The organism is Pseudarthrobacter sp. L1SW (genome assembly GCF_020809045.1).
Taxonomy (GTDB): domain Bacteria; phylum Actinomycetota; class Actinomycetes; order Actinomycetales; family Micrococcaceae; genus Arthrobacter.
In genome coordinates, this window is record NZ_CP078079.1 from 636,305 (window position 1) to 655,962 (window position 19,658).

At 67.6% G+C, this 19,658-nt stretch carries 16 protein-coding genes; 8 read left to right on the plus strand and 8 right to left on the minus strand.

Features of this window, described 5'->3' with window-relative positions; all coding sequences use genetic code 11:
• Positions 1 to 39: 39 nt before the first annotated feature.
• Positions 40 to 2,871 (plus strand): phosphoenolpyruvate carboxylase, encoded by a 2,832-nt coding sequence (gene ppc, locus KTR40_RS03095; protein ID WP_228405244.1) that lies wholly within the window; start codon positions 40 to 42, stop codon positions 2,869 to 2,871.
• Between the two features lie 81 nt (positions 2,872 to 2,952).
• Here ppc and KTR40_RS03100 read toward each other — a convergent pair whose 3' ends face one another.
• Entirely contained in the window at positions 2,953 to 3,456 is a 504-nt protein-coding gene (locus KTR40_RS03100) for a hypothetical protein (RefSeq protein ID WP_139027930.1), read from the minus strand.
• Between the two features lie 138 nt (positions 3,457 to 3,594).
• On the opposite strand from KTR40_RS03100, the gene KTR40_RS03105 reads away from it, so the two are divergent.
• Positions 3,595 to 3,900 carry a hypothetical protein gene (locus KTR40_RS03105; RefSeq protein WP_228405245.1) on the plus strand — a complete coding sequence of 102 codons (306 nt, stop codon included), beginning with the start codon at positions 3,595 to 3,597 and terminating at the stop codon, positions 3,898 to 3,900.
• A 38-nt stretch (positions 3,901 to 3,938) separates the two neighbouring features.
• Here KTR40_RS03105 and KTR40_RS03110 read toward each other — a convergent pair whose 3' ends face one another.
• The 3 genes from KTR40_RS03110 to KTR40_RS03120 all read right to left on the minus strand — a co-directional run bounded on the left by KTR40_RS03110 (position 3,939) and on the right by KTR40_RS03120 (position 5,744).
• Entirely contained in the window at positions 3,939 to 4,556 is a 618-nt protein-coding gene (locus tag KTR40_RS03110; RefSeq protein ID WP_139027932.1) for a DedA family protein, read from the minus strand.
• A 79-nt stretch (positions 4,557 to 4,635) separates the two neighbouring features.
• A complete protein-coding gene (locus tag KTR40_RS03115) occupies positions 4,636 to 5,349 on the minus strand; it encodes a BTAD domain-containing putative transcriptional regulator (protein ID WP_228405246.1) in 714 nt (237 codons plus the stop codon).
• Between the two features lie 194 nt (positions 5,350 to 5,543).
• Positions 5,544 to 5,744 carry a hypothetical protein gene (locus KTR40_RS03120; RefSeq protein WP_139027934.1) on the minus strand — a complete coding sequence of 67 codons (201 nt, stop codon included), beginning with the start codon at positions 5,742 to 5,744 and terminating at the stop codon, positions 5,544 to 5,546.
• Positions 5,745 to 5,958: 214 nt separating this feature from the next.
• Here KTR40_RS03120 and KTR40_RS03125 point away from each other — a divergent pair, with 214 nt between their 5' ends.
• The 3 genes from KTR40_RS03125 to KTR40_RS03135 all read left to right on the plus strand — a co-directional run bounded on the left by KTR40_RS03125 (position 5,959) and on the right by KTR40_RS03135 (position 8,829).
• Positions 5,959 to 6,156 carry a hypothetical protein gene (locus tag KTR40_RS03125; RefSeq protein ID WP_139027935.1) on the plus strand — a complete coding sequence of 66 codons (198 nt, stop codon included), beginning with the start codon at positions 5,959 to 5,961 and terminating at the stop codon, positions 6,154 to 6,156.
• A 59-nt stretch (positions 6,157 to 6,215) separates the two neighbouring features.
• Positions 6,216 to 6,419 carry a hypothetical protein gene (locus tag KTR40_RS03130; RefSeq protein WP_139027936.1) on the plus strand — a complete coding sequence of 68 codons (204 nt, stop codon included), beginning with the start codon at positions 6,216 to 6,218 and terminating at the stop codon, positions 6,417 to 6,419.
• 88 nt (positions 6,420 to 6,507) lie between these two features.
• Entirely contained in the window at positions 6,508 to 8,829 is a 2,322-nt protein-coding gene (locus KTR40_RS03135) for a hypothetical protein (RefSeq protein WP_139027937.1), read from the plus strand.
• Positions 8,830 to 8,832: 3 nt separating this feature from the next.
• On the opposite strand, the gene KTR40_RS03140 is transcribed toward KTR40_RS03135, so the two are convergent.
• Positions 8,833 to 9,816, minus strand: coding sequence for an RluA family pseudouridine synthase (locus tag KTR40_RS03140; protein WP_228406006.1), 984 nt, complete (start codon positions 9,814 to 9,816; stop codon positions 8,833 to 8,835).
• A gap of 99 nt (positions 9,817 to 9,915) precedes the next feature.
• On the opposite strand from KTR40_RS03140, the gene KTR40_RS03145 reads away from it, so the two are divergent.
• Together KTR40_RS03145 and KTR40_RS03150 are read left to right on the plus strand one after the other, a co-directional pair.
• Positions 9,916 to 10,545 (plus strand): helix-turn-helix domain-containing protein, encoded by a 630-nt coding sequence (locus KTR40_RS03145; RefSeq protein ID WP_228405247.1) that lies wholly within the window; start codon positions 9,916 to 9,918, stop codon positions 10,543 to 10,545.
• Positions 10,538 to 11,230, plus strand: a complete 693-nt coding sequence (locus KTR40_RS03150) for an SRPBCC domain-containing protein (RefSeq protein ID WP_228405248.1) — start codon at positions 10,538 to 10,540, stop codon at positions 11,228 to 11,230. The genes KTR40_RS03145 and KTR40_RS03150 overlap by 8 nt, the downstream gene beginning before the upstream one ends.
• 108 nt (positions 11,231 to 11,338) lie before the next feature.
• On the opposite strand, the gene KTR40_RS03155 is transcribed toward KTR40_RS03150, so the two are convergent.
• Positions 11,339 to 12,892 (minus strand): PLP-dependent aminotransferase family protein, encoded by a 1,554-nt coding sequence (locus KTR40_RS03155; protein ID WP_228406008.1) that lies wholly within the window; start codon positions 12,890 to 12,892, stop codon positions 11,339 to 11,341.
• Between the two features lie 58 nt (positions 12,893 to 12,950).
• On the opposite strand from KTR40_RS03155, the gene KTR40_RS03160 reads away from it, so the two are divergent.
• Positions 12,951 to 13,661 (plus strand): YitT family protein, encoded by a 711-nt coding sequence (locus KTR40_RS03160; protein ID WP_228405249.1) that lies wholly within the window; start codon positions 12,951 to 12,953, stop codon positions 13,659 to 13,661.
• 22 nt (positions 13,662 to 13,683) lie between these two features.
• On the opposite strand, the gene KTR40_RS03165 is transcribed toward KTR40_RS03160, so the two are convergent.
• Together KTR40_RS03165 and KTR40_RS03170 are read right to left on the minus strand one after the other, a co-directional pair.
• The gene (locus KTR40_RS03165; RefSeq protein WP_228405250.1) at positions 13,684 to 14,514 is read right to left on the minus strand and encodes an Fpg/Nei family DNA glycosylase; all 831 of its coding nucleotides are present in this window, start codon (positions 14,512 to 14,514) and stop codon (positions 13,684 to 13,686) included.
• On the minus strand, positions 14,507 to 19,642 hold the full coding sequence (locus tag KTR40_RS03170; RefSeq protein ID WP_228406009.1) for a DEAD/DEAH box helicase: 5,136 nt from the start codon (positions 19,640 to 19,642) through the stop codon (positions 14,507 to 14,509). Before KTR40_RS03170 ends, KTR40_RS03165 begins: the two co-directional genes overlap by 8 nt.
• Between the last annotated feature and the right edge of the window lie 16 nt (positions 19,643 to 19,658).

Here is a 19,658-nt window from a genome sequence, read left to right on the forward strand (position 1 = left end):
GTGTACGAGCCAAGTCCGAACCCTCGAAAGATAGTTTCCATGGCTCACACTGCAACGAATCCCGAAACCGATCTTGCCTCCGAACTGAGGGCAGACGTCCGCCGCGTCTCCACCCTGCTGGGAGAATCGCTGGTCCGCCAGCACGGACCCGAACTCCTTGACCTGGTGGAGCAGGTGCGCCTCCTCACCAAGGAATCCAAGGAAGCTGCCCGCGGCGGTGCCGACGCCACCGGCCCTTGGAGCGCGCACGACGTCGTGGCCCAGGTCCGCGAACTCCTGGGCTCGCTGCCTATCGAGCAGGCCACGGACCTGGTCCGTGCCTTCGCTTTCTACTTCCACCTCGCCAACGCCGCCGAACAGGTGCACCGGGTGCGGGGCCTGCGTACGCGTGCCGAAAAGGACGGCTGGTTGGCCAAGACCGTGGCAGAGATCGCAGACCAGGCAGGGCCGGCAGTCCTCCAGGACGTGGTCAACGGGCTGGATGTCCGTCCCATCTTTACCGCCCACCCCACCGAAGCCTCGCGCCGGTCCGTGCTGGACAAGATCCGCAAGCTTTCCGACGTGCTGGCCCAGCCCACCGCCGAGGGCACTACGGCACGCCGGCGCCAGGACCGCCAGCTGGCTGAAATCATCGACCAGATGTGGCAGACGGACGAGCTCCGCCAGGTGCGGCCCACCCCGGTGGACGAGGCCCGCAACGCCATCTATTACCTGGGCAGCATCCTGACCGACGCGATGCCGGAAATGCTCACCGAACTCTCGGACCTGCTCGGCGAGCACGGCGTGACCCTCGCATCCCAAAACGCCCCCATCAGGTTCGGCTCCTGGATCGGCGGGGACCGGGACGGCAACCCCAACGTCACGGCGGCGGTCACCCGCGAAATCCTGCAGATCCAGAACCAGCACGCGGTCCGCATCAGCATCGGCATGATCGATGAGCTGATCTCCATCCTCTCCAACTCCACCGCGCTCGCGGGTGCCGACCAGGAGCTGCTGGAATCCATCGAGGCCGACCTGAAGAAGCTGCCCGGCCTGGACAAGCGGGTCCTGGAGCTTAACGCCCAGGAGCCCTACCGCCTGAAGCTGACCTGCATCAAAGCCAAGCTGATCAACACCGGCAAGCGGGTGGCGGCGGGCTCGCACCACGAACACGGCCGCGACTACAGCGGCACCGACGAACTCCTGGCGGACCTCGAACTTGTGGAGCTCTCCCTCCGCAACCACTCGGCGTCGTTGGCTGCGGACGGCGCCCTGGCCCGGGTCCGCCGCGCCATCGCCTCGTTCGGCCTCCACCTGGCCACCTTGGACATCCGCGAGCACGCGGACCACCACCATGACGCCGTCGGACAGCTGATGGACCGCCTGGGCGGCCCCGGCCTCCGGTACGCCGAGCTCAGCCGCGAGGAGCGCTTCGAGGTGCTGGGCTCCGAACTCGCCTCCCGCCGCCCGCTGTCCGGGCACCCGATCAAGCTCGACGGCGCCGCTGACGGTACGTACGACGTCTTCCGTGAGATCCGCCGCGCCCTCCGCACCTACGGCCCGGACGTCATCGAGACCTACATCATCTCCATGACCCGCGGCGCCGACGACGTCCTGGCAGCAGCCGTCCTGGCACGTGAAGCCGGCCTGGTGAACCTGTTTGGCGAAAAGCCCTACGCGAAAATCGGGTTCGCGCCGCTGCTGGAAACCGTGGAGGAACTCCGCGCCTCTGCCGAGATCGTTGACCAGCTGCTGTCCGATCCGTCCTACCGCGAACTGGTGCGGCTGCGCGGGGACATCCAGGAAATCATGCTCGGCTACTCGGACTCCAACAAGGAATCCGGCGTGATGACCAGCCAGTGGGAAATCCACAAGACCCAGCGCAAGCTGCGGGACGTCGCCGCCAAGCACGGCGTGCGCGTGCGCCTCTTCCACGGCCGCGGCGGGTCCGTGGGCCGCGGCGGCGGACCCACCTACGACGCCATCCTGGCGCAGCCCAACGGCGTGCTGGAGGGCGAAATCAAGTTCACGGAACAGGGCGAGGTCATCTCGGACAAGTACTCCCTGCCCGAGCTTGCCCGCGAAAACCTTGAGCTCTCCCTGGCCGCCGTGCTGCAGGGCTCCGCCCTGCACCGGGACCCGCGCACCTCCGCCGACCAGCGGGAACGCTACGGGCACGTCATGGAGACAATCTCCGACGCCGCGTTCGACCGGTACCGGAACCTGATCGACCACCCCGACCTTCCGGCCTACTTCCTGGCCGCCACCCCGGTGGAGCAGCTGGGCTCGCTGAACATCGGCTCCCGCCCGTCCAAGCGCCCCGATTCCGGTGCGGGCCTTGGCGGCCTGCGCGCCATCCCGTGGGTGTTCGGCTGGACCCAGTCCCGCCAGATCGTCCCGGGCTGGTACGGCGTCGGCTCCGGCCTCAGGGCTGCCCGCGAGGCCGGCAACGCGGCCCAGCTCGTGGAGATGTGGGAGAACTGGCATTTCTTCCGGTCCGTGCTCTCTAACGTGGAGATGACCCTCGCCAAGACCGACCTGGACATCGCCGGCTACTACGTCTCCACCCTTGTCCCCGAGGAACTCCACCACATTTTCCGGTCCATCCGGGAGGAGTACGAGCTGACCGTTGTCGAGGTCCAGAACCTGACCGGAGAGAGCCTGCTCCTGGACGCCCAGCCCACGCTCAAGCGTTCACTCGAGATCCGGGACCAGTACCTGGATCCCATCAGCTACCTGCAGGTGGAGCTCCTGCGCCGTGTCCGGGCCGAGGCCGCCGACGCCGCAGAAAAAGCGCAGGGCATCAGCGGAGCCGAGATCGACGAACGCCTCCAGCGCGCCATGCTGATCACCGTCAACGGGGTGGCCGCGGGCCTCCGCAACACCGGCTAAGCCCATACCGCGTTGCGCTATCACTTTTGGCCCTTCCCAAGCGCTGGGGCAACCACAAGTGATAGCGCATCCGTGCTGTGGCTACGGGCAGCTCACCTTCGGGTTGTAGGTCGCCAGGACACCGTCCGGGTTACCCTGCCAGAGGTACGCATGGAGGTCGTAGTGGATCGGCATGCCGGGGGCATGGCCGAGCATGGGGCCGTCGAAGTCCTTGCCAAACAAGGACGGCCGGTCGCCATCGGTGGCCAGGTTCTGGTCGAGGTCCACTTTGAACCATTCTGCTGCCACCAGCCTGAGGTGCCCCGCGCTGTTGGCTGCGTACGTCAGCGCATCCGGGGTCAGCGGGTCCATCCTGCCGAACTGGCTGAGATTGACGTAGTGGTAGCCCATGCCGGGAACGCATTCACCCAACGGCTCGTAGCCGGCCGCTATGGCTGCGTCTACGTTGTGATACTGGACTGTGGCCTGCCGCACTGCTGCAAGGTCACTCCGCCCCGGGCCCGCTGAAGCGGCGCTGATGCCCAAAACCGATGCCAGGATGCCTGCAAATACGGCTGCGAAAGCACGCAGGATACTCCGTCTCATGTTCCGTCTTCTTTTCTCGAATTGATACTGACGATGAGACCGCGGGCCCATTTTAGTCCCGCTCCACTGGAGAAGCCATGGGTCGTCTCTACTTCCTGCTGGCCGGGTCTGCGCCACCACTTGGCTAAGGTAATAGGCATGCCTTCTTTCCAGACCCGCTTGAATATCACGGGGCTTCGGCCGGGCAACCCGCCTGAAGCCGTGATGGACGCCGCGGTGGAAGCGCTGGGAACCCGCCACCACGTGGAGTCGAACCAGTTGCAGATTGCCGGCGGGGTGCCGCAGCTGAACCTGCGGTTCCTCGTGGAGGCCACCGAATACAGCGGCGAGAACCAGCAGGCGCTGGAATCGGCAGCCATGATGAGGGACGCCGTCGAACGCGTTGCCCTTACGGGTTCGCTCTCGGTGCTGCGCCGCAACCGCGGCCGCTGGGCGCCCATCTAGGACCAGGCCGGCAGCAAGGGCCCGGCGTCATCCAGCATTCAGCCCAGGGGCCCGGGTTCCTCCACCGGCGACCGATTGCCGCGGCGCCGGGTCACGATCACACCGACGACGGCGCCCACCACCAGCCCGAGCGCCACGCCGATGAGCGAGCTGGCCCAGAACGGCAGTCTGGTTGCCGAGCCGGTGAAGTAGCCCAGGCCAACCAGCCAGCAAGCCCACAGCAACGCCCCGAGGCCCGCGCACAGGCTAAATCCGCGCACGGAAACGTTGGCTATGCCGGCCGCCGCAGAGGTGGCCAGCCGCCCGCCGGGGATGAACCTGGCCCCGATGATGGTCCCGTAGGTGGATGAGCGGCCGGCTTTGGCGATAGCCTCGTGGATGCCCTGGTGGACCCGCCGGCCCCACCGCCACCGGTCCAGGACGTGGCTCAGCCGCCGCCGGAAGAGCTGGAAGACCACCATGTCCCCGATCCATGAGGCCAGGGCGGAGAGTATTCCAACCAGGAATACGTTGGCGCGCCCGTCTGCGGACAGGGCCCCGCCAGTGATTACCACCATCTCGGAGGGGACGGGCGGGAAGATGGCATCACCGAGAACCACGGGGATGATCCAGAAATAGATCGCCGTCCCCCAGCTCTCAGCGCTGCCGAAGTCCATGGGCACAAGGTACCGCACTTTGGGCGGGATGGCGGCGGGATTGCCCGGTTTGCAGGCACACGAAGCGCCCTTTCTGTACTCACCGTGGATGGAACGCGGCCACCAGCCCGGTGAGTTGCGGTGCTGGCTGGACACCGAGTTCTGCCGCCAGCCGGACAGCAAACATCCGGTAGGCACGGACGGCCGCTGCCCGGTTGCCGGCGGCGAGATGCGCCTGGACCAGGAGGAGGTGGGCGGATTCGCGAAGCGGCTCGATGTTAACCGCGGACAGTGCCGCGATCACCGCTTTGCCGGGTTCGTTCCCGGCAAGGTACTGCCGGGCCATGAGCTCCAGCGCGCCAAGGCGCAGCTGCCGCAGCCGCTCCTGTTCAAAGACCACCCAGTCCTCGTACCAGCCGGGCAGCAGTTCAGCCCGGCCAAGATGGTCCAAGTAGCTGTCCGGAACCTGGATTCCTGGCTGGTCGTGCAGGGTGGCGACCTGCCGCTGCAGGGATGCGACGTCCACGTTCACCGACTCGTCCAGCTCCAGGGTGTCGGCCGCTGCATGAATCAGGCGCGGAAAGGTGTGGGAGATGCACCAGACTGTGGTGCGCAGGTTCCCGGCGGCTTGCGTTTCGCTGCTTCGCGGCCACAACAGGCCGGAGAGGAAACTCCTGTGCCGCCGGCCGAGGAGGCCGACACAGGCGATCAGCCGCTGTTCCCGGCTGGCCACCTGGAATGTCTTGGTGCCCTGTTGCAGACGCCAGGCCCCCAGCAGGCTTAATTGCCATTCCTGCGCGAGAGCCCCCGTCATGCCATTCCCCTTCAAGCGGCAACGCGTGAAACCCCCAACACCCATCGTGGCATTTGGGCTGGTGCTGTCAATAACGTTCGAAAGAGAGGGGGAGGCTATTCACCAAAAAGGGGGAAATGATTTCCGCTCCGCAATTTTTCGTTTGCCTGCTTATCAAGGCGTTTTTGTGCAGGATTCCGGACACGGCGCACGCTTCAGGCGGTGGTGCCGGCGTCCTGCTGCAGCAGGTCCAGCCAGCGGCGAACGGCTCGGACGATGTCGTCAGCACTGCCTGCGGCCTCGATGGATTCACCCTCCTGGCCGGGGCGGCTGGAAATCAGCCGGGCCCGAATGGCCTGGTTTTGTGCAGGCTCCACCCAAGCGCGGATTACCATCGTGCCTTCGCTGTCCGCCACGGGCGGTGCCTGCTTTCTTTGATCCAGTTATTTCCCAGCAATAAGCGGACATATTACCGCCCGGCATCACCATCCTAAACGCAGCATGTTTGCGGGCGGACCTCCGCCCCAAAGTTTGAAGCGCTAAAACAACGCCGGAATAACGGCCCAGTGATGAAAACACGACGGGTTTTCACGTTGACTGAACGGGAGACTTCGAAAGGGGGTGATTGACATGAAGGAACTCAGCATCCAGGACCTGGCGGGACAGCAAGCCGAGCTGCTGCCCACGCGGGAGACGCTGTACATCGACGGCAGCTTCGATCTCGCAGGCGTTATGGCCCACAACGCGTCCCTGGCCGTAAACGCCGGTTCACTGTTCTCGAACGCATACAGCGCTGCGCTGCAAAATGTCCATATAGGCCAGCATTAGTGCGTTTACCGTGCAATACCTGGACCCGGGTAACGCCCGGGGGAGAGGGCTGAGGTGCAATGACCACTTCACCCGAGCTACTACCTGGGGATCTCGACGCCGAAGGCCTGGAACTGCTTCCCGCGAGGGAAACCCTGTGCTGCTTCGACATCAACATCTCGCCGGTAATCGCAGTCAACCTTTCGATGGCCATCAATGCGGGGTCGATCGGTTCCGTCGCGAATGCCGGCGCTCTCCAGGAACTGCTGGTGCTGGAAGAGTAATCCGGCATATTCCGAAAAACCCGGTGGGCATGCTCCAACGCCGGAGCGTGCCCACTACCCGATTGAGGCTCAGCTTATTGGTGGAAATGTGGCAACGGCACCGGAGGCATCATTCGACCAGCGTTGGACTCCTGCGCCTGGACTTGTCTTCCTCGGCCAGGTCGAGGGGTCGGGGTTGAGGGAGCGCAGCTTCCTGCTGAAACGCGGCGACGGCCAGGTTGTCCAGCTTTCGGAACTGCTCCACCTGGTCATGGTTTCAATTTCGCCGGATAAGCCCCTTCCGCAGGCAGCCCGGGAAATCAGCGCCACCTACGGCCGGGAACTGGGTGCGAGCGGGCTTAGTTACCTTCTCCGCGCCAGACTGGCGCCGCTGGGGCTGGTCACCGACGCCGCAGTTGACCCTGCCCAGCTTCCGGGACCCCCAACAGCCGACCCGTTGCTCGCGCTGCGGTTGCGGGGAACCCTCCTTCCCGAAAAGGCGGTAAATAACCTGGCCCGGCTCCTGTCACCGTTGTTCTGGCCCCCCGTGGTGGCGGCAGTCCTGGTGGCGCTGGCCGTCGTCGATGCCCTGATGCTTGCCAGAGCCGACTTCCTGGCATCGCTGCAGCAAGTCTTCCTCGCCCCGGCGCTGCTGCTTGGCATCTTTGCCCTCCTGACGGCAGGAGCGGTGTTCCACGAACTGGGGCATGCAACAGCCTGCCGGTATGGCGGCGCACGGCCGGGTGTTATCGGAGTCGGCGTCTACCTGGTCTTTCCCGCTCTGTTCACGAACGTGACGGACTCCTACCGCCTTGGCCGTGGTGGCAGGATACGCACGGACCTTGGCGGGCTGTACTTCAACTGCCTGTGCCTGCTCGCCTTCGGCGCCGCCTACCTGGCATCGGGCCAGGGGTTTTTCCTGCTGGCGGCAGCATTGATGCACGTCGGGATGGTGCAGCAGCTGATCCCCACCCTGCGCTTTGACGGCTACTTTGTCCTGGCGGACATAGCGGGCGTCCCGGACCTGTTCAACCGGATCCGGCCTGTTCTGCTAAGCCTTGTGCCCGGTCGTCCCGCGGAACCGAAGGTCAAGGAGCTCCGCCCCTTTGCCCGGCGTATCGTGACGGCATGGGTGGTCACCGTTGTGCCGCTCCTGGTGTTTGCGTTCGGGTGGATGGTGCTGAACCTGCCTTTCATCCTGGAGCAGACGGCACGTGCTGTCCGGGAACACCTAGGGACTGCAGTCCGCGCGGTCGGGGCAGGGGACCCCGCCGCCGCGGCGCTCGCCGTCCTGTCCGTCCTCCTGCTGTCGCTGCCGGTGATCGGCCTGGGGATCCTGGTGTACCGGCTGCTGCGGGTCCTCCTCACCTTGCTCCACCGCCTGGCGGCCCGAGCCTTCACTCCCTCCGCGGGCAAGCCATCCATGAAGAAGCCGTCACAGAAAGGAATCCCGGCCATGGCTATCGATGTCCCCCCCGCCGCTGCGCACGACGACAGCGTTCCCACCCTTCAGGACTTCCTTGCCGACAGGCTGCAGCCGCCGTCCGTCCTGGCGGAGGCGGGCTGGCAGGGCGCCCTTCGCCGGCTTACCGGAAACTCCATCAGCGCTGCCCCCGGGCGCCGTGAACGCCTGCACCTAAAGGCTATCGAAGACGTCCAGCGCCGACTGGACGGGCCCCGAACGGTGGTAGTGGTGAACCCCAAGGGCGGCGCCCACAAGACCACTGCCACCCTGCTCCTCGCCGCCACCATGGGAACCCAGCGCGGCGGCTACACGCTTGCGTGGGACAACAACGAAACGCGGGGCACCTTGGGCTGGCGCGCGCCGCTGGCCGGCCACGCCAGGACGGCCGTTGACCTGTTGCAGGAGGTGGACCGCTTCGACGATCCCGTCCGTGGCCGGATCGGGGATCTGGACCGTTACGTGCGCTACCAGGGCTCAACGCAGTTCGACGTGCTCGCCTCGGACGAGGACGCGGCGGGGGCGGCCACCATTGGCAGCAGCGAGTTCAACCGGCTGCATGCTGCCCTGCGCCGGTTCTACCGGATTATCCTGGTGGACACCGGCAACAACATGCGGGCCTCCAACTGGGAAGCAGCGGTGGCGGCGGCGGACGGGCTGGTCATCGTTTCAACCCTCAGGGAGGACACGGTCGCCAGCGCCGTATGGCTCGTTGACGGACTGCGCGAACGCGGATTCGACGCGAAGGTCCGCAACGCTGTCACATTGCTTGCCGGGCCGTCGCGGGAGACCGACCTGCAGCTCCATGCCAAGGCCCACAACCACTTTGCCGGACTGACGAGGGAAGTCCTGGACGTCCCCTACGACCGGTCCCTCGTCTCCGGCGCGCGGCTGAACTACCAGGCGCTGCTGCCGGAAACGCGAGAAGCCTGGCTGCATGCCTCCGCTGCCGTAATGCGGGGCCTGTAACCGTCAGCGGCGGCCCCGGGCCGCCTTGCTGAGTTCAAGCCGGCTGCGATATTCCACGGGCTCGCCGGTAATCGGATCCCTGAAGCGGATGCCGCGGGCCAGCAGCTGGAGCGGCTGGCTGTAGTCGTCCGGGGCTTTGTCCAGCAGCTCCGGATAGAAGGCATCGTTGATGATGCCCAGGCCGAGGGACGCCATGTGCACCCGCAGCTGGTGGGTCTTTCCGGTGTGCGGCTCCAGCCGGTACCGCGCGAGGCGCCGGGGACAGCCTGATGCCGCGGCTGTGGCGCCGGAGGCACCCGACGAAGCGCCGGCGTCGAACGTTTCCAACTGTTCGATCCGTGTTTCCGCGTTGGGTTCACCGTCCACCACTTCGGCGAGCAGGTAGCTGCGGGACTTGGTCATCCTATTGCGGACCACCACGGGAAATTCGACGGCGGCGTGGCCGGGGGCAGGGTGGGCTGCGGCGACGCATTCGTACTCCTTTTGCACCTGGCGCTTCTCGAAGAGCACCTGGTACTTGCCGCGGGTCTGCGGATTGGTGGAGAACAGCAGTACGCCCGCGGTCATCCGGTCAAGCCGGTGCATGGGGATCAGGTCCGGCAGTTCCAGTTGGTTGCGCAGCCGCACCAGTGCGGACTCCTGGATGTACGTGCCGCCGGGGGTGGTGGGCAGGAAGTGCGGTTTGTCCACCACCAGCAGGTGCTCGTCCTGGTGCAGGATGCTGATGTCCACCGGGATCCGCGTCTCCGGCGGCAGGCTGCGGTAGTACCAGATGAAGGTGTGCTCCTGGAGGGGAGTGGCCCGGTCCAGCGGTATCCCGCCCTCGCCCACGATCTCGCCGGCGTCGAACCTGTCCTCGATGCCCTGCGGATCGATGTGCCCCCAGCGGTGCATCATGTAGTCCATGGCCGTGTCCCAGGGGCCCTCCTCCGGCAGGCGCAGGCGGGTGGCGTTCACGCCGTCGCGCACGGGGAGGGGGGATTGCATCACCGGTCCATTCTACCGGCGCCGCTGATGGCCCGGGACCTAAAACCGACGGCAAAAAAGTTCTTGACAATAAAAGTTGTCGGTAGCAATACTGGAAACATGTTGGAGATAGCGGTCATCGAGGACCCGGCGGCGGCCGAGGTATCACTGGATCCCATCCGTACCCGGATTCTCCGTGAGCTAGTCCAGCCGGCGTCGGCCACCCAGCTCGCGGTACGGCTGGCGCTGCCGAGGCAGAAGGTCAACTACCACCTCAAAGCACTGGAGAAGCATGGCCTGGTGGAGCTGGTGGAGGAGCGGCGCAAGGGCAACGTGACGGAGCGCATCCTCCAGGCAACGGCCTCGTCCTACTTGATCTCGCCGCAGGCGCTGGCGTCGATCTCCCCGGATCCGGGCCGCTTTTCCAGCCATTTCTCGGCGTTCTGGCTGCTGGCGCTGGCAGGCCGGATGGTCCAGGAAATGGGGAAGCTGATTGCCGGTGCGGCCGCGGCCCGCCAGAAGCTGGCCACTTTCGCGGTGGACGGGGAAGTCACCTTCCGGACTGCCGCTGACCGGGCAGCCTTCGCCGAAGAGCTCGGCGTGGAGGTCACCCGGCTGGTGGACAAATACCACGACGGTGAGGCACCCCGCGGGCGGCGGCACCGCCTGGTGGTGGCCCTCCACCCCGTCCTCAAACCGGCCAAAGAAACCACGGAAACCCCCTCAGGCAAGGAGCAGGACAATGACTGACAACCGCAACTTCGAAATCGTCTACGACACCGAGCTTCCGGGCACGCCGGAGCGCGTGTGGGAGGCCGTGACCAGCGGAACGCCCGCGTGGATGTTCCCCACGGACCAGTGGCCCGACGTCAAGACCGTCAAGGAATACCCCACCCACCTAGTGTCCAGGATGGAGGGCCCGGACGGCTGGTTCAACCAGCTGGAGCACGTCCTGGAACCGCTCGACGGCGGCCGCGCCCGCCTGCACTACGTCCACAGCGGGATCTTTGCGGACAACTGGGACGAACAGTACGACGGCGCCTTCCGCCACACGGAGTTCTACCTCCACACGCTGGGCCAGTACCTGCAGTACTTCGACGGCAGGCCCGTGGTGTTCACGGACATCCAGGCGCCGGCAGCGTCCCAGGCACCGGACGGCTTTGCCCGCCTGCGCGGGGCACTGGGGGTGGAGTCCGTGGATCCGGGTTCGCGCGTGGAGTTGGAGCTCGACGGCGTGGGGAAGCTTTCGGGGGAAGTGGACTTCTCCAATGAGCACTTCCTCGGCCTGCGGACTTCCGGGGCCATGTACCGCTTCTTCGGCCGCAACGCCTGGGGCGCGCCGGTAGGGATGACTGTTCATGACTTCAGCGGCACAGGGGATTCGGAAGCCACCGCGAAGCAATGGGGCAGCTTCCTGGCCAAGGTGTACGCGTAAGGGTCTCCCACCTGGGACTCGCCAATTACAAACCGCCGCGCATATTCCCTGAGGCGCTCATGTACGGGCTGCGCCGGGGAATATGCGGGTCGGAAGCGAATCTGCGCGTCAGGCGATGGCCACGGCCGGCGCGTTTTTGAGGGTGCGCCGGAGTTGCGGGGCGGCGTCCAGCCGGTCCTGCGCTGAACGCAGGGCCAGGACGGCAGCCTCCAGCTTCTCCGGCGGAAGGGTGAAGGGCACCCGGAGGTAGCGCTCGAAAGCGCCGCCCACTCCGAAGCGCGGGCCTGCCGCAAGCCGGATCCCGAAGTCCGGGGCAATGATGGTCAGCGCAGTGCTGATGGGGCCGGGCAGCCGGCACCAAGCCGAGAGCCCGCCGGCAGGGTATGCCGTCTCCCAGTCGGGCAAGTGGCCGGCAAGGAGTTCCAGAAGTGCTGCCCGGCTCTCCCGGAGCGCGCTAATCCGGGCCGGCAGCGGCTCGTCCAGGGCGCGGACCAGATGGGCGGCGGCAAGCTGCTCCATCAGGGGTCCGCCCAGGTCGAGTGAAGTCCGGGCGGCGGCAAACCGCTGGATCAGGCCGGGGGAGGCACGGATCCAGCCGGTGCGCAGGCCGCCCCAGTGGGACTTGCTGAGCGAGCCGATGGTCACCACTGCCGGGCTGAAGGCTGCGACCGGAGTTGTCTCGGCGCCGTCAAGGTTCAGCTCCCGGAGGGTCTCGTCCACCACCAGGACCGTGGCGGCGACCGCGGCCGCACGCACCAACTGGCGGCGCTGGGAGTCGGGCATGAGCTGGCCCGTGGGATTGTGGAAGTCGGGAACCACGTAGGCCAGCTTGGGCCGCTGCTGCTGCAGGGCCGCCCGCATGCCGTCCATGTCCCACGGCCGGCCCGCCTGGCCACTTGATTCGGGGCCGCCTGCTCTGGCGCTACCCGCCCGGGGGCCAGCCCCTCCGGAGCCGCCGGAGAATGCCACCGGAACGGGCCTGCACCCCGCCGCCCGGATGGCATCCAGCGCGTTCGGGTAGCTGGGGTGCTCCACCAGCACCCGCTCCTGCCGGCCGGCAAGGGCGCGAAGGATGATGTTGAGGGCGTGCTGCGCCCCCGATGTCACCAGGATCTGGTCCGCAGTGGTGGGCGCCCCGGCCGCTGTGTAGCGCGCCGCCACTGCCTGGCGCAGGGGGAGCAGGCCGATGGCGTCGTAGCCGAATCCAGGGAGCAGGGCCGGGAGCTCGGTGAGGGCGGCCGCGAACGCACGGTGCACCACCTCGCCGCTGGCCGGAAGGGAGGCGTAGGCGAGGTCGATCAGTCCTTCCGGGGCAGCCAGCCCGGGGGCGGTCAAAGCCGGGTCATTGCGCACGGGCCCCGTGAACACCGTGGTGCCCGCAGGTGTCAGGGGCGGAATCCGTGTCCGGCTCCTGCTTCCTTGGCTGCCGGTAAGGAAACCCTGCTCACGGAGCAGGCCATAGGCGGCAGTCACCATGGTCCGGCTGACGCCCAGGGCTTCGGACAGTGCCCGCTCGCTGGGCAGGGCAGTGTCCAGGGCCACGCGGCCGTCGAGCACCAGAAGGCGGACGACGTCGGCCAGCTCGCGGTAGCCGGCCGCCGCACCTACGTTCCACTCGCCCAAGAGGCGGGACAGGCCGGAAGCGGTCAGGGAAGACATCAGGCCAGTATCTCAGACTGGCTATGTAATTCAAGGCCAGTTTTCTGCCAGAGTCGTCTTTATGATGACCCGCAGACTTCTTCAGCTCTTTATCGGCCTTGCCATGTACGGCATCTCCCTCGCCATGTTCATCCGCGCCGGACTGGGCCTGGACCCGTGGGATGTCTTTCACCAGGGCGTCGCCGGAAGGACCGGGCTCAGCATCGGTGCGGTGGTCATCCTTGTGAGTTTCCTGGTGCTGCTGCTGTGGATTCCATTGCGGCAGTGGCCGGGGTTCGGCACCCTCTGCAACGCCGTCCTGGTGGGTGTGTTCGCTGACATCGGCCTCGCCCTGATCCCGGCTTTTTCGCACCTGGGCGGACAGATCGGGCTGCTGGCCGGCGCCGTACTGCTGAACGGCATCGCTTCCGCCTGCTACATTGGCGCCCGGTTCGGTCCCGGCGCACGCGACGGGTTGATGACCGGCCTGGCCCGGCGCACCGGGTGGTCCGTGAGGGTGTCCCGAACGTTGATCGAAGTTGTTGTCCTGGCCGCCGGCTGGTTCCTTGGTGGCTCCGTGGGCGTGGGAACCGTTGTATACGCCCTTGCCATCGGGCCCCTGGTCCAGCTGCTGCTGCCGATGTTCATGGTGCCCGCTGCGCCCGGCACGGACAGTGGCGCTGGCGGGCACGCCAGCTCCGAAAGCCGTGGCGCCGCGGAAAGCCGCGGCAGCTCCGGAAAGCGCAGCACCTCCGAAGATGCAGCGCCGGAGCCCCTGGCCAGCACCAGCTGACCGGACGGGCGGGGCCGGAATCCTAGGACAGTAACGGCTGGCATTTGGGACAAAAGTAGATGTCCCGTTCCTCATCGCCGTTCAGCTTGCCCAGCACGCCGCGCCGGACGGGGGTTCCGCACTTGAGGCACGGCTGGTGCTCCCTGCGGTACACCCAGTAGCCGGGCCGCCCGGCCATCCTGCCCACCGGCATGCCCCTGGCGTTGAGGACGGTGACCCGGCGGCCGGGGCCCAGGTTGACCTCCAGGAGCTGCTTGGCGTCCGTCACCAGAGTCCGCAGGTCCGCCACGGAGGAGACCGGCGAGGCCGGATGCACGCTGGACAGGAAGCACGCCTCGCACCGGTAGATGTTGCCGATCCCGGCAAGGTTCCGCTGGTCCAGGAGGGCCACGCCCACAGGCACGTCCGGGGCGGAGCGGATCCGCCGCTCTGCTTCGTCCGGGTCCCAGTCCGGTCCCAGCAGGTCCGGGCCAAGAAACCCCACGATCGAATCTTCGCTTGCGGTGGCCACCACTTCTACGATGCCCAGCGAGAATCCGACGGCGTCCGCCGCCGCAGTGCGGAGTACGCACCGGGCCGTGTAGCCGGGTTTCCGCCACTTTCCGCCAGGCGGGTAAACCTGCCAGGTCCCCTCCATCTTCAGGTGGGAATGGATGGTGAGCCTCTTGCCGTCCGGTCCCACCACGCGCATCAGCAGGTGCTTGCCACGGGGGACTACCTCGGCCACGGTCCAGCCGGCCAGGTTCAGGGTGGCGAAACGCGGAACGCGGAAATCCGAGGCGAGCAAGGTCTGCCCGGCCAGGGCCTGGTGCAGCTGGTGGGCTGCCCGCCAGACGGAGTCACCCTCAGGCACGGATCCTCAGTCCTTTAGGGGTGGAGTAGGCGCCGGCGGAGCTGAGGGCTGCAGCCACCGGGGTGTCCAGGATGCCGTGGCCATTGACCTTCTCCATGATCAGTTTGTCCACGGCGCCGCGGGTCACCACGCCCACCAGGGCTGTGCCCGCCGCCGCCAGCACGGCATCGTCCTCGCTGAAGGCCAGCAGTGTCTTCCCGCCCCGTTCCACGTACAGGACCAGCGCCCCGTCCACCAACACCACCAGGGCGCCCGCTTTCCGGCCGGGCCGGTGCCCGGTGCCGGCGTCGTCATGGAGGGCAGGCCAGGGGAGCGCGGCGCCGTAGGGGTTGGCGGGGTCCGTGGCGGCCAGGGCGAGGGCAACCGGCTCGGGCTTGGCGAGCTGGCTGTCCTCTGAATAGGAGCGCAGCCGGTCAACAGTAGCCGGTACGGCGAACTGGGCCGCGCCAAGGTGTTCGATGAAGTAGCCGCGGCGGCAGCGCCCCGCCTCCTCCAGCCTGGCCAGGACTTTGTACATCAGGCCGAAGCCGCCCAGGATTTGTTCAGCCATCACGGAACCCCTGGTGACCACGCCGTAGCGGTCCAGCAGGAGCTCGGCAGTGGCGCGGGCGTGGGTAGTGGCGTCCAGTTCCGGCTGCGGAAGGGCGGACCAGCGGCCGGCCGCCATCGGGGGAGTTGCTGCCGCCCCGGCCAAGGCGCCGTAACGCCCGCCCGCCAATCCCGGCGAGCCCATGAGCCCGCTGCCGTGCGAACGGCCCAGCCTGCTGAGCCTGGGCGCCCTGGCACGCGGTGCCCGGGCCACCTGCCGGTGCGCCGTATGTCCGCCGGCAATCAGCGCGCGGACCGGGGCGAAGGTGTCCCCGGTGATCCGGCCCGCCCAGGCCAGGTCCCAGAGCGCCGCGACAACGTCCTGGTCGCTGAGCACGGAGTCCATGCCGCCGGCAACATCCGTCAGCTGCCGGAAGAAGTAGCCGCCACCGTTGTTCCGCAGGTGGCCCAGCAGACGCTGCTGGGCGTCACCCGGTTCATACTCGACCGCGGGGTTCAGGGTCAGTTCCGCGGAGTCGGCCAGGTGAAGGCTGATCCAGCCGTCATTTCCTGGCAGGGCGCCTGCGCCGGACCAGAGGACTTCCCCGGCGGCCATGAGTTCATCCAGCATGGCCGGCTGGTAGTTGGAGACCCTGCTGGCGAGGACCAGGGGTTCCCACGCCGACGCCGGCACCGGAATTCCGGAGAGCTGGTCGACGGCGGTCACGATGCCGTCCAAGCCCCTCAGCGAGGGCTGGCCGCGGCCGGCACCGGGGGTCCTGACATGCTGCCACGCAGGCAGGAAGCGCCCATAGGCCGCAGCGTCCACCGGCTCCACTTCCGCGCGGAGGGCTGCCAGCGAACGACGGCGGAGCTTCCGCAGGACCTCGGCATCGCACCATTCACTGACGGCAGGATGTGGGGACAGGCTCGGCGGGGGCATCCCACCTGCCGGCTGCGGACCTTCTTCCAGTCCGCTGGCGGGAGCGGCTCCGCCATCAACCGTGCTGTGCCGGGAAGCTTCCGGATGTGCCGCGTCAGCGTGTGCCGCCTCGGGGTGTGCCGCGTCAGGGGGTCCCGCTTCCAGCGGTGCGGCGTGCGGCCGGAACTCGCCCTCCACCACGCGCCCGTCCGCGGCCAGGCGCTTCAAAGCCGTGCCCACGACTGCCACGCCCAGGCCGAGCCGCGCTGCTGCCTCGGCTGCAGTAAAGGGCCCATGCGTACGGGCATAGCGCGACACCAGGTCACTGAGCGGGTCCGCCACGGGCTCGATAAAGGCGAGCGGGACGCCCATGGGCAGCGGAACGCCCAGGGCATCGCGGAGGCGCGCAGCGTCCTCAACGGCGGCGAACCGTTCCACGCCGCCAATGTTTACCTTGATGGCCCGGTTTGCCCGCTGCAGGGCAATGAGGTGGGCGGCGGCTTCTGCCGGTCCGGCGTGCGGGGTGGGGGCGTGCGGGGTTGGTGCGGGACCGGCTTCGGCAGGCTCAAGCGGGGCGGCCTCAACTGCCGGGGCCAGCTCAGCCGCGGGGGCAGGCTCCACCGCCGCGGTCGGTTCCAGGCGGGCAGCCACCTCCTCCGGTGCCAGGGGGCCGAGGAGCCGCAGCAGGTCTGCTACGCCCTCCATGCCCCGCACGCGCCGGTCGCCGGCCAGCCGCTGCAGCTCGCGCTCGGTGGCCTCGATAACTTTGGGGTCCAGCAGTTCACGCAGTTCCACTCGCCCCAGCAGCTCGTTGAGGAGCGTGGAGTCCAGGGCCAGCGCGGCAGCCCGGCGCTCGGCCAGCGGCGAGTCGCCCTCGTAGAGGAACTGTGCCACGTACCCGAACAGGAGGGACTTGGCGAACGGCGACGGCTGGGAGGTGGTGGTCTGGACAATCCTCAGCTCGCGCCGCTCCACGGACGCCGCGATGTCCTTCAAGGCCGGGAGGTCGTAAACGTCCTGCAGGCACTCACGGACGGTTTCCAGCACGATGGGGAATGTGGGGTACTTCCGGGCAACGTCGAGCAGCTGCGCGGAGCGCTGCCGCTGCTGCCACAGCGGCTGCCGCTTGCCGGGCGTCTGCCGCGGCAGCAGGAGGGCACGGGCGGCACATTCCCTGAACCGCGACGCAAAGAGCGCACTGCCGCCCACCTCGGCGGTGACGATCTGCTCCAGCTCCTCGGGATCGAACAGGAACAGCTCCGCTCCCGGCGGCTCATCCTCCATCATCGGCACACGGAGGACAATCCCGTCGTCGGCGGCCATGGCGGAGCCGTCCATCCCGTAGCGCTGGTGGAGCCGCTGCCCGACGGCGAGGGCCCAGGGCGCGTGCACCGGCATGCCGAAGGGGCTGTGCAGGATCACCCGCCAGTCGCCCAGTTCATCGTGGAACCGCTCGACAACCAGCGTGGTGTCATTGGGGACCACTTCAGTGGCCTGCTTCTGCTCGCCCAGGTACTGGATCAGGTTGTTTGCGGCGAAAGCGTCCAGGCCGCTTGCCTGGCAGCGTTCGGTGGCAGGGCCGGCGTCGGACGCTGACAGTTCGCGGACGAACGCGCCGAGGGCGCGCCCCAGGTCCACCGGCCGCCCCAGCGAATCCCCCTTCCAGAAGGGGAGCTTGCCCGGCTGGCCGAAGGCCGGGGAGACAAGCACGCGGTCGTGCGTGATGTCCTCGATTTTCCAGCTCGTCGCGCCCAGGGCAAAGACGTCGCCCACCCGCGACTCGTACACCATTTCCTCGTCCAGCTCGCCAACGCGCCGGCCGCCTTTCGGGGCGGGCGCCGGCTTGCCGTCGGCGGAAGGGGACCCGGTACCTTCCACCTCGGTGCCAATGATGTACACGCCGAAGAGGCCGCGGTCCGGGATGGTACCGCCGGAGGTCACGGCGAGGCGCTGGGCCCCGGGCCGGCCTTCGATGGTGCCGGCGTTGCGGTCCCAGATGATCCGGGGACGCAGCTCGGCGAACTCGTCCGACGGGTAGCGGCCGGCCAGCAGGTCAAGGGTGGCTTCGAATGCGGAGCGGGGGAGGGACGCGAAGGGGGCGGAGCGCCGAACGGTGGAGAACCATTCCTCAACATCGATGCTGCCCAGGGCGGTGGCAGCGACGGTCTGCTGGGCCAGGATGTCCAGGGGATTGGCGGGGATGCTGAGGCGCTCGATCTTGCCGGCCAGCATCCGCTCAACGGTGATGGCTGTGTGGACAAGGTCGGCACGGTGCTTCGGGAAGAGGACGCCCTGGGAGACTTCACCCACCTGGTGGCCGGCGCGGCCAACCCGCTGCAGGCCGCTGGCCACGGACGGCGGTGACTCCACCTGCACCACAAGGTCCACGGCACCCATGTCGATGCCCAGTTCCAGGGAGGAGGTGGCCACCACGCACCGCAGCCGCCCGGACTTCAGGTCGTCCTCGATGAGCGCCCGCTGGTCCTTGGAAACTGAGCCATGGTGGGCGCGGGCCAGGACGGGATCCGCCCCCGCCGAGCTTCCCGCCTGCGCCATCATGTGCGCCGGCGTGGCCGTGGAGGCAGGAATACCTGGTGCCGCCGGTTGCGGAGCCGGGTCATCCCAGCCGCCGCCCACGGCCACGAGCTGCCGCTCGGCGTAAATCTCGTTGAGCCGTGCCGTGAGCCGCTCGGACAGGCGGCGGGAGTTGGCAAAGACGATGGTGGACTGGTTGGCGAGGACCAGGTCCACAATCTTCTCTTCCACGTGCGGCCAGATGGAGGCCTGCGGCTGCAGTCCGGAGGCCGGGCCCGAGTCGAAAGCGCCGGCAGCACCCTGGAGATCGGACATGTCCTCGACGGGGACCGAGACGGTGAGGTCCCAGTTCTTCTTCGCGGGAGGGGCGACGATTTCCACTGGTGCGGAACCTGCGAGGAACTGCGCCACGAGCTCCTTGGGTTCCACGGTGGCGGAAAGGCCGATGCGCTGCGCCGGCTTAGGCAGCAAGGCGTCCAGCCGTTCGAGCGAGACGGCAAGGTGGGCGCCGCGTTTGGTGCCGGCCACGGCGTGGACCTCATCGATGATGATGGTGTCCACTTCGGCCAGCGTTTCGCGTGCCCTGGATGTCAGCATCAGGAACAGCGATTCCGGGGTGGTGATGAGGATGTCCGGCGGGTTGGCCAGCAGGGTGCGGCGGTCTGCCGCCGTAGTATCCCCGGAACGGACGCCCACGGTGGTCAGCGGTGCCGGCAGGCCGAGCCGCTTGGCGGTCTGCGTGATGCCGATCAGCGGCGAGCGGAGGTTCCGCTCCACGTCCACGCCAAGGGCTTTCAGCGGTGAGATGTAGAGGACACGGGTCTTGCGTTTGGGTGCCCGGATGCGCTTGCCTTTTGCCGGCCCCTTTGCAGCGGGATCAGTGGCAGCGGCGCTGCTTGCCCCGGCGGCATCGCGGCCGGCAGCCTCGGTTGCCTCCGTGGAGGCGACGAGCAGCCGGTCCAGCGCCCAGAGGAAGGCCGCAAGGGTCTTTCCGGAGCCGGTAGGAGCTACCACCAGGGCGTGCGAACCGGAGGAAATCGCCCGCCAGGCACCCTCCTGCGCGGGGGTCGGTTCTGAGAAGGCGCCGAGGAACCAGTCCCTGGTGGGCCGGCTGAACTGTGCCATGGCCTGTTCCTGGATCATGCCTCCATCATGCCCC

Excerpts from the sequence above, each read along its gene's own strand:
- KTR40_RS03105 (WP_228405245.1), top strand. The coding sequence starts at position 3,595 with ATGCCTTCTTTCCAGACCCGCTTGAATATCACGGGGCTTCGGCCGGGC.
- KTR40_RS03140 (WP_228406006.1), bottom strand. The coding sequence starts at position 9,816 with ATGCAATCCCCCCTCCCCGTGCGCGACGGCGTGAACGCCACCCGCCTG.
- KTR40_RS03100 (WP_139027930.1), bottom strand. The coding sequence starts at position 3,456 with ATGAGACGGAGTATCCTGCGTGCTTTCGCAGCCGTATTTGCAGGCATC.
- KTR40_RS03160 (WP_228405249.1), top strand. The coding sequence starts at position 12,951 with ATGATGACCCGCAGACTTCTTCAGCTCTTTATCGGCCTTGCCATGTAC.
- KTR40_RS03150 (WP_228405248.1), top strand. The coding sequence starts at position 10,538 with ATGACTGACAACCGCAACTTCGAAATCGTCTACGACACCGAGCTTCCG.
- KTR40_RS03125 (WP_139027935.1), top strand. The coding sequence starts at position 5,959 with ATGAAGGAACTCAGCATCCAGGACCTGGCGGGACAGCAAGCCGAGCTG.
- KTR40_RS03130 (WP_139027936.1), top strand. The coding sequence starts at position 6,216 with ATGACCACTTCACCCGAGCTACTACCTGGGGATCTCGACGCCGAAGGC.
- KTR40_RS03115 (WP_228405246.1), bottom strand. The coding sequence starts at position 5,349 with ATGACGGGGGCTCTCGCGCAGGAATGGCAATTAAGCCTGCTGGGGGCC.
- ppc (WP_228405244.1), top strand. The coding sequence starts at position 40 with ATGGCTCACACTGCAACGAATCCCGAAACCGATCTTGCCTCCGAACTG.
- KTR40_RS03110 (WP_139027932.1), bottom strand. The coding sequence starts at position 4,556 with ATGGACTTCGGCAGCGCTGAGAGCTGGGGGACGGCGATCTATTTCTGG.
- KTR40_RS03170 (WP_228406009.1), bottom strand. The coding sequence starts at position 19,642 with ATGATCCAGGAACAGGCCATGGCACAGTTCAGCCGGCCCACCAGGGAC.
- KTR40_RS03145 (WP_228405247.1), top strand. The coding sequence starts at position 9,916 with ATGTTGGAGATAGCGGTCATCGAGGACCCGGCGGCGGCCGAGGTATCA.